We start from the raw sequence: 12,844 nt of genomic DNA, 5'->3' as shown, positions 1-12,844 counted from the left end.
CAATAATAATGATATCCTTATGATGATTCATCCGCAATATGACCCTGTCGCGCTGTCCTTGGGTCCGGTAGAAGTACACTGGTACGGACTGATGTATTTATTGGCCTTTGCCGCGGCGTTCGGTCTAGCATGGTATCGCAGTACCAAACGCGACAGTTGGACCACCGATATGGTCTCTGATTTGGTCTTTTATGGCGCGCTTGGTGTCATTTTAGGTGGTCGGATCGGTTATGTGTTGTTTTATCAGTTCGGCGAGCTGTTGCAAAATCCGGCGTACCTTCTCAAGGTTTGGGAAGGCGGTATGTCATTCCACGGTGGTTTCATCGGCGTGATGCTCGGTATGTGGTTCTTCGCCCGTAAATATAAGAAGACACCTTTTCAAGTCTTTGACTTTATCGTTCCTTGTGTACCGACGGGCTTACTGTTCGGTCGCATCGGCAACTATATCAATGGGGAGCTGTGGGGCCGTGTCTCTGATGGCGGCTATAACTGGCTGACGTATTTCCCGCAAGCGGCTGCCTTTGATATGCAGCAATTACAGACCAATCCTGAGCTACAAGAATTGATGCTTGAGGTAAATGGACAGTATTTATTGCCGCGCCACCCATCGCAGTTATACGAAGCCTTAGCAGAAGGACTGCTATTGTTCCTTTTCTTATGGTGGTATTCATCGAAGCCGCGCCCGCGTATGGCTGCGACGGCTGTATTCTTGTTGGGTTATGGCATTAGCCGCTTTATCATCGAATTCTTCCGCCAGCCAGATGCTGACCAAGGGTTTGTGTTGTTGGGTTGGATGACCAAAGGTCAGATATTAACCGCGCCAATGATTATTATTGGTATGATTATGTTGGTTTATGCTTACAAACGCGGTATCTATGACTGGGGTAAGCAAGCAGCTTATTAATATAAGGATTAAAATGCTTGAAAAATTAAGTCCACATATCGTTTTAACAAGATATGTTTCGTTTGTAAAATTAATATCTATGTTAGAACAAGGTTTCTTTATTCCTAAAGCCAATCTTTTCACTGACAACTGGGAAGGTAATCTTCATTTATTCAATGGTGAAAAAGACCACTTTCAGACTGAAGGTGAGTTAGTAACTGCTAAAGATTGGGTATATGTAAGTTGCTGGTATCAAGATGAACCTGAATCACACGCTATGTGGAACAGCTATGGTCAATCTGATGATTCTTTAGCAATACAGACTACTAATGGTGATCTTAAGTCAGCTTATAGTGCTTCAAATTTTGATCCTATGTGTTCTTACTTCGGTGAAGTTTACTATCAGCAGCCTGATAGTGCCTATAACCTGTATGATAGAAAAAAGATCTTTTCTTGGTTTTCAAATAACAATGATTTTTCAGTGAACGGTAAAATTAGTAATCTTACTTATAGGCTCTACCATAAACATAAAGCCTTCTCTTTTGAGAATGAAGCCAGACTAGTACTAGTAGACAATGATGCTACCCTAGAGAGTAATAATGATAAAGCTGGCATCCACCTTTCCGTTGAACATAGTAGAGAAATGATAAAAAAGATTATTTTACATCCTAATTCTTCAGCTTGGTTTGAAGATACAGTTCACAAACTTATCAAAGATACCTATAAATTAGACATTCCAATTCATAAATCTTCATTAATTGGCTCAAAAAACTAATAGATCAAAACTTTAGAATCTAATAAATTTATATATATTCATCAAAGTTGAAAACCATGATTACTAGTAAAAACGAACAAGCTTATCTTGATTTACTTCAGTACGTGTTGGCGAACGGCACTGAAAAAGGCGATCGCACGGGCACGGGTACTCTCAGTCACTTCGGCGCGCAGCTGCGTTTTGATTTGGCAGAAGGCTTTCCGCTGCTGACGACTAAAAAAGTGCATTTTAAGTCTATCGTTTATGAGCTACTGTGGTTTTTAAGCGGTAGTACTCACGTTGATTACTTACAAGCAAATGGCGTGCGTATTTGGAATGAATGGGCAACGGCTGAGCAGACGGCGCGCTTTAAGCGTCCTGCTGGGGATTTAGGGCCCGTTTATGGTCATCAGTGGCGCAATTATGGCGCGAGTAAGCGTGACGATGGCAGCTATAATAACGATGGTGTCGATCAAATCACCCAAGTCGTTGAGCAAATCAAGACCAATCCCAATTCACGACGCTTGATCGTCTCCGGCTGGAATCCCGGTGAAGCAGAGCAAGTCGCTTTGCCACCTTGTCACACACTATTTCAGTTCTTTGTCGCGGACAATAAACTGTCCTGCCAGCTCTATCAGCGCTCAGCGGATTTATTCCTATTATTCCCCCATAATGGTAATTCACAGTATGAATTATTAGCAGCCTAGAAACTTCCCTTTTCTCTATATCTATAGCAAAGATCAGGTCATGCATAATATGTTATACAATTTAATCTATGTATTAATTTGGCCCATAGTATGGATATTAAGATTTGTTCCAATAAAGAATTAGACCTATCAAAATCTTGTGTAACTAATGAAATACCAGACTTATCATTAGATCAGAAAGTCAAAGTGAATGGGGTTGGCGTATTTGATGATAGCGGTAAAATCCTTCCTATTATCTCTGAGTATTTATCATATCAATTCAAGCACGAAAAGATTGCCTATGGAACAGCAAATACATATGGCAAAAATCTAACTTACTTCTTAGAGTATATCCGTAGTCGTCCAGAATATAACGATGATGAAACTGATGAAGTATTCATTACAGTCCCAGAATATGTAATTCAGCAATACTTTACTTTCTTAAGTAGTGAAGAGCGTAAAAGTTCAGCTACTATTAGAAATCGTGACGGGGCAATATACGCTTTCATTAACTTCCTCTGCAGTCGTACGGAAGACCGTCTGCCACTTAGAGAAGATAATCCATATAGTAATGGATACCTTTCAAAAGTACCGAAACGCACACCAATTATTTCATGCACTCTTGATGATCTCGTCATATTGATTAAATCTACTCAATCAGAACGAGAAAGAGTGTTACTTCAGTTTTTATACGATTCTGGTGTGCGGCGTTCAGAGCTGATCAGGGTTACTCTTAAAGACTTTAAAGATACTATCAACTTTAACTCTGAAAAGTTTATTTCAGAAGATTCCGACCAACCTATTCATGCAGACTACGTACCTTTAGCCATTAAAGGTAGCAAAGGGCGTGGAAATCAAATCAAACCGCGGTGGACGTTAGTTAGTTCGGCAACCATTAAACGCGTACAGAAATATCATGCGTCTCCGTTGTATAAAAAACATGCTCGCAAATATGAAAGTCCAGATGAAACCCCAGCATTTTTTAATGCCAAAGGTACTCCTTATACACGTAGCGCGATCAACAAACTACTTGAGCGTCTCAGCAAGCGTGCAATAAAGAAGGGTAACCTCAATAGAATAATCTCTCCTCACAAGCTTCGACATGGTAATGCCTACGCAATATTACAATCCGATGATCTAGGATACGACTATCTAGATCGGCTCGTTATCGTACAAAAAAACTTAGGTCATAACCAACTTAGTACTACCCAAATGTATACCAGTATTCCTCAGGAAATTTACAATAGTATGTGTGATGAAAACGGCGACTTACTAACTAGAGCGGGAAAAATGAGACGCTTGAGTAAAAGTACACAATTGAGAATTGGCATTAAGGACATCAAATGAAAAGGAATAAAATAGCCACCAATGAGGCTTACAAGGATCTTTTTGAACTAGAAAGTATAAAGGTTGAAGAGAAACGACTGAATAAAAATGCCGAAGAATCTGTTATAGAATGGGTAACGCAAACAGTTGAAGATATAGAGGCGCTGTGGGAAGTACCAATCAGTAAGGCTGATAGTACTTTAGGTTTCGGTGTAGCCATCAAGCATATTCAAAATGCTGTAGGTATCTCATACTCTGTTGCACACAGACATAGGGCTCTTACAAATCCTTTAATTGAGAAGATGATTGAAGAAGGAATTTTGGTGATACCAGATGAAAATTACGAAGCTGCTAGTATCGAAAACTCAAGGAAACTATTAAATTGGTATAGACAGCTATCCGAAGAAGAAAAGTATGCATTACCTATTTTTGGCAATAAGGTTTCGATAAAAAAAATATCTTCGCAACAATTACCTATAAAAAGAAATTCTTTAAGATTTAAGGTTGTTAAAGATGCTTGGAGCTTCATTCACAAGGATCTTGAAAAACTTGGAGTTATTGATTCAAACTATAAAAGCGTTGCTGAAAGAACAAGCGAAGCGAACGTTAATAGAAAAAATTATAGTGAAAGTCAGATAGAACGCTTTCATAGACTGGCAGCAAGAGAGTTAACTGCTGCTACTGACTTCTTCGTTCCTTCAAAACTAGAACCTTTTATTCAGGTTGAGCAACTGTTTGCTTGTACTAGTAAAACTGTCTCTTCAGAATCAGGTAAGAGTAATTACAGAATTGCGAGCAGTTTATTTATGGAGTTCTTATCTGAACTGTATGGAACTGCCCCTCTAAAAATAACGGCAGTTTTTGATGAACATATTCTATCTAGATATCGAAAATATTTAGAGCAAAAGATAATAAGCAAAGACATATCAAATCATCATGCAAATACAGTCCTGAGTTCAGTACGCAAAACACTGTATAGACTGACCCAAGTACGTGATATGGAATATACTTTTTTCGATATAGATGGCTTTACCACAAGTAGAGAAACAGATGCAAAAAAGCCATTTACAACGAACGAGCGAATCCAAGTATTAGATGCTATCGAAAAAGGACTACGTGAATCTAGAGCAGCTCTCATACCTTATGAAAAAACAGGTATAGGTAAAAACCCTCTGGACGAAAAAAATTCGGTCATAAGAGGTCTCTCGACATTAGAGAATGCGCGTTGGCTCTTTGAAAACCTCTTAATGTGTAAGCCAGTTCATAACAATACAGCTAAGTCACCTATTGAGAAGTCTTTTTTAAGAATAATTAAGGGTTCAGATAAGGGTTTGATAGAGACATACAATGAATGGGGGGTTATCCCAATGGTAAACGTGGATACACTAACGCCTTACATTTTAAGACTTGCTCAAATTACTGGTTTAAATACAGATTCTTTACTTTCTCTTAACATGAATGATTACATAGACTCCCACCCAGCAACATCACGGCCTTGTCTTAGATATTGGAAAGAACGGTCTGATGGTCATAAAGAATACCACCTTGACCTTTTTAATGCAGAACTAACATGGCTTACATCATCTCAAGCTAAGTCAATAAAAAATATTTTTGAAGAATTAGTCCGATTGACGAGTAGTTTTCGACAGGACATTGAAGATGAGGTTTTTAAAGATAGGTTGTTCATTTATCAGTCAGATAGTACAAAAAAGCACGGCAGGGTATCTCCAATATTAGGAAATGAAAACAGAAATGCAAAAGCATTGGGAGCTAGTTTGTCTAGGTTTGCTGAAAAATATGATTTAAAAAATGATATAGGAGAGCCGCTAACTATTACAATAAGTCGGTTTAGACCAACCTTTGTTAGTGAGATGCTTGAAAATGGCGTAACTCTACGTGAAATTCAGCTCATGTTGGGACACTCGTCAATTCAAACAACTATTGGTTATCTGGATTCTTTTGATTTGAACTCGATAAGTAGAATAAAGATAAATGATAAATTAAAAGAAATACATCAATCGACTCTTAATAAACAGAATGAAGAGCTGTCAGAAGTTATAGAAACTAAAATTAATGATGAATTAATAGTGACCTTTCATACCCCATTGGCTGAATGCAGAAATATTTTCGACCCGCCAGACTTTGTAAAGAACCTAGCGTCCTATACTCCAGGCACTCCATGTTCACAATATAATAAATGTTTAGGTTGTGATAATGTCATTATTACAGCAAAAAACCTTCCTGAAATTTTTGCAATGAAGCGCGACTACACTCTCTTAATAGAGCACACACGTGTCATGGATACACCCTATGGACATGTCATTTCAGAGAATATGGAACTAATAAAAGGCATTACAGATCCAGAGCTATCTGACTTTTCCTCAGAGGATTTAGAGAATGGGCAACGTTTAGCAGAGTACGTTGAAACAACAACATTGGTTGATGGAGTTATTTAATGGATTATGAAACAAGACTAAATGTGTTAACAGGTTTTGTAGAACATCGTCTCTATATCTTAAATGCCTTAAGTTCTGTTATAGATCAGAAAAATGAGAGTCTTCGGCATAAGCACACAGATGATGTAGAGTATATGACGTCTCTTATGGACAAACCCGTATCAAAATTATCGAAATTTTCTGACTGCGTTTGGAACTTTAATAAAGACTACCCTAATGCTGCAAGGAATGTTCAGGGTGCAAAGCTACGCATTAATTTTTCAAAATATACAGCGATTCCAATATTTGTCTTAACAGAAATAAAAATTATATTTGAGTTAGCCTTGCTCAACAATTCAATTTTCAAAGTTCAGAAAAAAGAAGGTAAAGGTCGATCAAAAAAAACATTGAAAGCTAACTCCTTAATTACATCTTTTGAAAGGGGTTTAACATTTATTAATGAAATATTTAAACAAGCTTCTCATGAGCTAGGTTATGAGTTTGTTCAAGAAAAAATCCAGACATTCTCCGACATAACACCCGAACTGTATTCCAGAGCTGCTGAAAACTATGATCGTGTAAAAGATGTAGCGCTAGATAAGTTTTTCACATACCTGCGCAGTCCAGCTTCTGTTAAGTATGTATTTGAAAAGCCTATTGCTTATGTAGAGTTAAATAGCCTGAAATGGAAGAAAAGAGCTAATATTGATAAAGAAAAGAAAGATCAAGTGTTACCAGACTTGGTCTTTGAGTCTTTATCGAAAATGGCTTCCTTTATCATAGTTGACTTTTTAAGTGCTATAGGGGCTTCAGCAAAAATATCTGACTCTAACTCGTTAGAAAGATTTGATACAAGCAACCATCTATCATGGGCAAACCAAGAAAGAGTAACCCACGAAATCTTAAATGCTTATATTGCTATTAGGCTAGGAACTAAAGGCTATTCTACGAGTTTCGTTACAAATATGGTGGAATCCTATAATTGGATGCTCAACAAAGATTCTAATGTTATGGGCGGACTGACTTTACGTAAAGCATTGAAAAAACGTGGTTATAAGCTAGATAATCTTAGAGAATACTTCAACCTCGTAACGTACGCATGCACATATTTAGTAGGTCAGTATACAGGTATGAGACCATCTGAATTATCAGAAGTAAGAGTTCAGAATTGTTCGTGCTTAGTTCAAAGTGATGGTGTTTGGCTTATTGAAAGTACTGTCAAAAAACATAAAGATGAAGTTAGTACGGGTTTATTCGACGATAAGTGGGTAGCTATACCAATTGTTAAAGATGCAATATTAGCAGCCTCGTATATTTCAAAAATTAAAGTTTCACCTTATTTAGTTTCTAATGTAGATACTGTTAAACCTGGTAGCTCCCCACAGTCAATGGATAGTAAGGGTATTGCACATCAAATGAATAATTTTATTAGTCAACTATTAGGCAAAAACGTTGCTAATGAAATAAAATTTAATCCATATATGTTAAGACACACCCTAACATATCAACTATTCAGGGCTGAAGTTGGTCTACCTCTGATATCTTTTCAATTAAAACATTTTGTGGATAGTGTCTCTAATTACACCTCTACTGGCTCTACTTCATTAGTAACGCTAGGGTATGGTGATATAGGTGACATGCTATCAAAAGATGGGAACCGAAAAGGTGATAAGAAATCACTGCGTCGAGCAGCTGAATTAGAGGCTATTAAAACAGCCCATAATCCAAATGGCACGTATTATGGCGGTAAAGCGTATGAGCATAAAAAAGGTCTAATTAAGACATTTAATGGATATATGGCTGAAGGCTATACGGAAGATGAAGTGTATGAAGCAATGGTAGATCAAGGAGTTGCCGTTGTCTACATGGGACAGGGGCTTTGCTATGGTAATAGACAGGAAGAGTATGATTCAAGTTTGCCATGTATTGGTTCACTACGCTGTAACCCAGCTCGGTGTAAACAAGCCGTTGTAACTATTAAACATGCTCCTAAATGGCGTGAAGTTTACACATTAAATAAGGTCAATCTAAATAAACCAGAATACTCGCAAAATCGTGATCAAATTTTAGCGGCAATGAACGAAGCTAAAGTGGTACTGGAAAGTCTTGGTGAGGAAGTCGAACTATGAGTAATGAAGCTTATGACCAGAAAAATAGAGACGACTATGACGCAAATACATTACTATTGGAAAAAGCATTATCGGACATTAAAGGCAATAAGAGGTTGAAAGTCACTGTAGCACAACTTTCAGAAATGACTGGTATTCATCGGAACACCATCTCAAACCGAGTTTGGCCTGGCCAAAAACTAAAACAGATTAGAGAAGCCCGAAAAACTAAAGAGAAATCGCTTGAAGAACAAGTACGTTTAAGCACTAACGATGCAAAAAATGCGCTTGAAGCGAAGCTAAGTCGAACACAAAATGAGGTTATCTACTGGTTTAATGAATATCAAGATATAAAAAGGATCGCTGAGCACTCAGATAAACGGTTACAGAAAATGAGAGAGTCACGAGATTACTATAAAACACTATCTGACACAGACAAAAGGTCACTATCAGAAGCTGAACAAGAAATTAAGAAATTGAGAAAAATTTTAGCCTTAGAAGATGCAGGATCGAAACAGCTTATACACTAGTCTGTCAAAAATCATCTATGCTATAAAGAGCATAATCTTGATTTCATCTTGCTTAAAAGCTAGCGAGAGCTTAGCTAATAAGCATATATCCCATAGTACAAATCACATATATTAATACTTTATACCTAATAAAAATTTATCAACCTTCTCAGCTTTCACTTTATTTTTACATTAAACTGAGAATGGATAGGCAATAGACTCATGATACTGGTATCCTTCAACTTTAAAGTCATCTAGTGTTACCCATGTTTCAATGTCTTCGAAAGACTTAATGTCAGGGTTAATATGAAGCTTAGGTGCTGGATACGGTTCGCGTTTCAATTGCACATCGCGCATTAACTCTAATTGGTCTTCATAAATATGTGCATTTACGATCTTATGATAAGCTTTTCCAGCCTCATGCCCCGTAATTTGAGCCATGAGAGCTAGTAAGGTAAACACTTGAATCTGATTAAAATTTTGACCTAATGGCACATCACATGAACGTTGTGATGAAGTCAAATAAAGCTTTCCGCCTAACAACGAAAATGTATGAGTATGCATACAAGGACGTAAACATCCCATATGAAACTCACCTGGATTGTAGAAAGTTAGGATTTCACCTCGGTCATCAATACCGTTTCGCAAGTTATTATAAATCTTACGAAGCTGGTCAAACTCCTCTCCTACTGAATTACGCCACCTGCGTCCCTGTACACCATATACTCGGCCCATATCATCCCTACCTTTACGATAAGGATTAGCTAACCAAGCTGCATTTTCATTAGCATTGGCATTCCATGTATTACATCCAATAGCTCGAAACTGATCTGCGCTATCATAACCACGTAGATATCCCAACAGCTCTGCGATAGCTGCTTTCCAATAACTCTTTCGAGTAGTTACTAAGGGAAACTCATTAGCTCCTACGTTGTAGTCTAAATCAGCATTAATAATGGTTAAGCAACGCTTTCCAGTTCGTTCATTTTCGACCCATACACCTTCATCAACTATACGCTGACATAAATCTAGATACTGTTTCATTCAATAACCTTGGTTGGACTACAAACTTATCTCAAAAGGTAGTTTTTGTTAAACTATATGCACAACACATTTTATCTTTTGATTTCATTGAGCATTATAAAGTTTCAAGGCTCAATTGTACAAACCTGTTCGTAACAACTAATTGTCTTAATAACTTATCAAAAGACTATACCCCAAGGGAACCGGCTATTTAGCCCCTCAAACCTATTAATAGACCACTTAAAATAGACTGCTATAATGGAACCACTTATAATAGACTATTTTAGGTGTTTATGTTTATCAGAGCCTACCTCCGCGCCTCTACCAAAGAACAAGACGCCAAACGTGCTAAAAGTGAACTCATAGCATTTGCCAACGATCATGGTCACAAAATTGCTGCCTTCTATATTGAGAATGAATCAGGGGCAACGCTAGAGCGCCCCAAGCTGATGCAGTTGATTGATGACGCTCATGAAGGCGATGTGATCTTGGTTGAGCAGATAGACCGATTAGCGCGGCTCAACCCAACCGACTGGGACACCCTCAAGCAAAAGCTGTCAGCTAAACGCCTCTCTGTAGTATCAAAAGAGTTGCCAACGTCTTATATGGCTCTGCAGCAAGCGAATAGCTCTGAGTTTATGGATAGCGTACTACGTGCCATTAACGATATGCTACTTGATATGCTTGCTGCCATTGCTCGTAAAGACTACGAGGATCGCCGCAACCGTCAAATGCAAGGTATTGCACGTGCAAAATCTGAAGGCAAGTATAAAGGACGAAGGAAGGATATTGAGAAACGCAAAATCATCGCAAGCTTATTGAAAGCTGGTCACAGCTATTCTGAGATACAGGTGATGGCTAAGTGCTCACGTCAGCTGATTGCTGAGGTCATTAAAGAGTCAAAATCAATATGACTTAAGGCAAGCTATAATAAATGAACAGTAAATATCTCTAATACTATAATTAAATATATGCCATAAAAACGAACATTAATCTATCTTTATAGTACAATAAATGTCCGGAAATTCTGGTCTAAAATTTAACTATAGGACTTTTTATGAAGAACTCAGTGGTTGGTCTCGCTGTTTTGGGGTTTGGTCTAATCAGTAGTCAGGTTGGGGCTACAGCTATATTGTATGAAAACAAATATCCTGATGAAGTACCTTATATTGACGTCTACTCTTACCCTGAGTTTGGTAAAGCAGAGAAACCCGATGCTAGGATGACACAAATTTGGGAAAGTTCGGCTGAGATCAAAAACGAAACGTACTATACAAGTCCACATACGATTATTAAAGAAAATGGCAAAGTAAAGTATGCATTAGCTCGCGTCAGAGGCGCTGGTTATGCCTTTCCTAGTGAAGAATTTGACGACTGGGTTTTACTTAACTGTCAAAACCCTCGTAACTCATACATCGAAAGGGGTGACAACGAGCGTATCAGTTTAAAAGATTCCATGGCAATTGGTGGTAAGTATGGACCTGGACTTGGCGATGAGGGTTGGACTGATCATATTCCTCGTAAGGCAGTAGGTGTGCTGTTCAATACTTACTGTAAATAAGAGAGTATGGCTTTAACAAGTATTTCACACCTCAATAGGATGCTTACCAAATTGGTGGCATCCTTTTTTATTGGATTGATCCTTTCGAACCTAGGGTACATGGTACATGGTAAATAGGACTAAATAAGCTGTCTAGTTACCCTCCCCCTCAGCAAAGGGTATTTTTTGTGGATTTAGTTTATCTAACCTTACACAAGCTAACTTATCTACTTTGCGACATTAATTGTCGCCTTCCTTCTGAAGCTAGTTTCATATTTAAAATAATTGCTGTAAGTTAAGAGATGAAAATTTGTCCGGATTTACAACCTTGAGGAATGACTTATGAATGAACCTATAGTTACAGAAGAAACAAAGATACGGTGGGAGCCAACCGAAGCTAGCGTAAATGCTTGTATAGGTGCAATTCTTAAAAATGGTACAGAAGGAATTTTAGACAGCGATATATCTGTAGTTAAATACGACTATAAAAAGATGTTTGAGTTATTTACGAAAGCAGCTGAACAAGGTCATGCTGGTGCTCAAAACAATCTAGGATTAATGTACAAAGAGGGTTTAGCTATTCCACAGAGTGATTACGAAGCATTTAAATGGTTCACAGAAGCAGCTGAACAAGGTCATGCTGATGCCCAAAATAATCTAGGGTTAATCTATCGTGATGGTAAAGAGACTCCCGAAGCTGTATATACGATACTGCATGATCATGAAATAAATGAAACAGAATTATCACCTAAGGATTATGAAGAACTATTTAAAGATTTCGGACTTGATAACCCTAAAAGCTTTGATTACCTAGACGTAGCGAAAGCACTTTCTGAAATAAAAGGAATAGACCATGATAAGGCTATTGAATGGTTCACCAAAGCAGCTGCTAATGGTAGCGATGCAGCAAAAGTTAATTTAGAAAATATGTCTGATACTTAAGGCGATGATAAGTAGGTTAATACTTTTTAGAAAAATTGAGGTAAAAAATGTTAAAAAGATTAAAACTATTCGCGTTATCTGCTCTTATTTTACCAGTCATTGCATGTTCATCTAGTGGAGCTCCAAGTGACTCTGAAATAAAAGAACTTGTGGTATCTAAAGTCACACGTAATATGTCTGATCAATCTTTAAAAGATCAGGTAGAACTCGATTACACTGAATGTAAAGCCACCGAAACTGAGGGTAAATATTTTTGTGTGGTATCAGTAGGTATTGACTATGAAGGAGAGAGACAAGTAGATACAAGAGGCTGGAGCTTTACCAAGGCTAACGATGATTGGTTTATAAAAGGACCTTTTGCTATTTCAGGTGAGGATAGAGCTAGAGCAGAGGGTAAATGATGAATTCTCGCGGTTGCTTTTGAAAGTCCTTGATACCATCAAAGCTATTTATATTGCTAGCCATTTGCTCGACCAGTTTTTTTAATGTCAGTTCGCCTAGTTACTGCTTACTCTCCTGTTATTGGAATATAAGCAGTGACACAGTTGAGCTATGCTGAAAAAACCGTACACCTAAACTTGGTAAACTAGGGTGTGTATAGAATTCAAATGAGTGGCAACCAGATAAAGACACAAGCA

General features: G+C 37.8%; 11 protein-coding genes and 1 pseudogene. 11 read left to right on the top strand and 1 reads right to left on the bottom strand.

Annotated elements, in window-relative coordinates; translation table 11 throughout:
• Nucleotides 1–19 precede the first annotated feature (19 nt).
• The 7 genes and pseudogenes from lgt to CXF65_RS02450 all read left to right on the top strand — a co-directional run bounded on the left by lgt (nt 20) and on the right by CXF65_RS02450 (nt 8,722).
• Nucleotides 20–904 carry a prolipoprotein diacylglyceryl transferase gene (gene lgt / locus CXF65_RS02480; protein ID WP_101210929.1) on the top strand — a complete coding sequence of 295 codons (885 nt, stop codon included), beginning with the start codon at nt 20–22 and terminating at the stop codon, nt 902–904.
• Nucleotides 905–917: 13 nt separating this feature from the next.
• Complete coding sequence (locus CXF65_RS02475) at nt 918–1,658, top strand: DUF2971 domain-containing protein (RefSeq protein ID WP_157824006.1); 741 nt, start codon at nt 918–920, stop codon at nt 1,656–1,658.
• Nucleotides 1,659–1,714: 56 nt separating this feature from the next.
• Nucleotides 1,715–2,335 (top strand): annotated as a pseudogene (gene thyA, locus CXF65_RS02470) (thymidylate synthase); the annotation flags it as partial.
• Nucleotides 2,336–2,434: 99 nt separating this feature from the next.
• Nucleotides 2,435–3,670: a tyrosine-type recombinase/integrase gene (locus tag CXF65_RS02465; RefSeq protein WP_101210927.1), complete on the top strand. Its 1,236-nt coding sequence runs from the start codon at nt 2,435–2,437 to the stop codon at nt 3,668–3,670.
• The gene (locus CXF65_RS02460) at nt 3,667–6,105 is read left to right on the top strand and encodes a site-specific integrase (protein WP_101210926.1); all 2,439 of its coding nucleotides are present in this window, start codon (nt 3,667–3,669) and stop codon (nt 6,103–6,105) included. The genes CXF65_RS02465 and CXF65_RS02460 overlap by 4 nt, the downstream gene beginning before the upstream one ends.
• Nucleotides 6,105–8,213, top strand: coding sequence for a site-specific integrase (locus CXF65_RS02455; RefSeq protein WP_101210925.1), 2,109 nt, complete (start codon nt 6,105–6,107; stop codon nt 8,211–8,213). The genes CXF65_RS02460 and CXF65_RS02455 overlap by 1 nt, the downstream gene beginning before the upstream one ends.
• Nucleotides 8,210–8,722 (top strand): hypothetical protein, encoded by a 513-nt coding sequence (locus CXF65_RS02450; RefSeq protein WP_101210924.1) that lies wholly within the window; start codon nt 8,210–8,212, stop codon nt 8,720–8,722. The genes CXF65_RS02455 and CXF65_RS02450 overlap by 4 nt, the downstream gene beginning before the upstream one ends.
• Nucleotides 8,723–8,893: 171 nt before the next feature.
• Here CXF65_RS02450 and CXF65_RS02445 read toward each other — a convergent pair whose 3' ends face one another.
• On the bottom strand, nt 8,894–9,745 hold the full coding sequence (locus CXF65_RS02445) for a thymidylate synthase (RefSeq protein WP_101210923.1): 852 nt from the start codon (nt 9,743–9,745) through the stop codon (nt 8,894–8,896).
• Between the two features lie 272 nt (nt 9,746–10,017).
• Between CXF65_RS02445 and CXF65_RS02440 the strand changes: the two genes are divergently transcribed.
• The 4 genes from CXF65_RS02440 (at nt 10,018) to CXF65_RS02425 (ending at nt 12,607) form a co-directional block, all read left to right on the top strand.
• On the top strand, nt 10,018–10,638 hold the full coding sequence (locus CXF65_RS02440; protein ID WP_101210922.1) for a recombinase family protein: 621 nt from the start codon (nt 10,018–10,020) through the stop codon (nt 10,636–10,638).
• A gap of 143 nt (nt 10,639–10,781) precedes the next feature.
• On the top strand, nt 10,782–11,285 hold the full coding sequence (locus tag CXF65_RS02435) for a hypothetical protein (RefSeq protein ID WP_101210921.1): 504 nt from the start codon (nt 10,782–10,784) through the stop codon (nt 11,283–11,285).
• 321 nt (nt 11,286–11,606) lie between these two features.
• Nucleotides 11,607–12,206: a tetratricopeptide repeat protein gene (locus CXF65_RS02430; protein ID WP_101210945.1), complete on the top strand. Its 600-nt coding sequence runs from the start codon at nt 11,607–11,609 to the stop codon at nt 12,204–12,206.
• Between the two features lie 47 nt (nt 12,207–12,253).
• Nucleotides 12,254–12,607, top strand: coding sequence for a hypothetical protein (locus tag CXF65_RS02425; protein ID WP_101210920.1), 354 nt, complete (start codon nt 12,254–12,256; stop codon nt 12,605–12,607).
• Nucleotides 12,608–12,844 lie beyond the last annotated feature (237 nt).

The organism is Psychrobacter sp. Sarcosine-3u-12 (genome assembly GCF_002836005.1).
Taxonomy (GTDB): domain Bacteria; phylum Pseudomonadota; class Gammaproteobacteria; order Pseudomonadales; family Moraxellaceae; genus Psychrobacter; species Psychrobacter okhotskensis.
Note: the sequence above shows the minus strand (reverse complement) of the source record. Positions and strands in the feature narration are given on the sequence as shown.

Bases quoted from the DNA above. Each gene is read 5' to 3' on its own strand.
- CXF65_RS02455 (WP_101210925.1), top strand. From the start codon at position 6,105: ATGGATTATGAAACAAGACTAAATGTGTTAACAGGTTTTGTAGAACAT.
- CXF65_RS02465 (WP_101210927.1), top strand. From the start codon at position 2,435: ATGGATATTAAGATTTGTTCCAATAAAGAATTAGACCTATCAAAATCT.
- CXF65_RS02445 (WP_101210923.1), bottom strand. From the start codon at position 9,745: ATGAAACAGTATCTAGATTTATGTCAGCGTATAGTTGATGAAGGTGTA.
- CXF65_RS02440 (WP_101210922.1), top strand. From the start codon at position 10,018: ATGTTTATCAGAGCCTACCTCCGCGCCTCTACCAAAGAACAAGACGCC.
- CXF65_RS02450 (WP_101210924.1), top strand. From the start codon at position 8,210: ATGAGTAATGAAGCTTATGACCAGAAAAATAGAGACGACTATGACGCA.
- CXF65_RS02430 (WP_101210945.1), top strand. From the start codon at position 11,607: ATGAATGAACCTATAGTTACAGAAGAAACAAAGATACGGTGGGAGCCA.
- CXF65_RS02425 (WP_101210920.1), top strand. From the start codon at position 12,254: ATGTTAAAAAGATTAAAACTATTCGCGTTATCTGCTCTTATTTTACCA.
- CXF65_RS02435 (WP_101210921.1), top strand. From the start codon at position 10,782: ATGAAGAACTCAGTGGTTGGTCTCGCTGTTTTGGGGTTTGGTCTAATC.
- CXF65_RS02460 (WP_101210926.1), top strand. From the start codon at position 3,667: ATGAAAAGGAATAAAATAGCCACCAATGAGGCTTACAAGGATCTTTTT.
- CXF65_RS02475 (WP_157824006.1), top strand. From the start codon at position 918: ATGCTTGAAAAATTAAGTCCACATATCGTTTTAACAAGATATGTTTCG.
- lgt (WP_101210929.1), top strand. From the start codon at position 20: ATGATGATTCATCCGCAATATGACCCTGTCGCGCTGTCCTTGGGTCCG.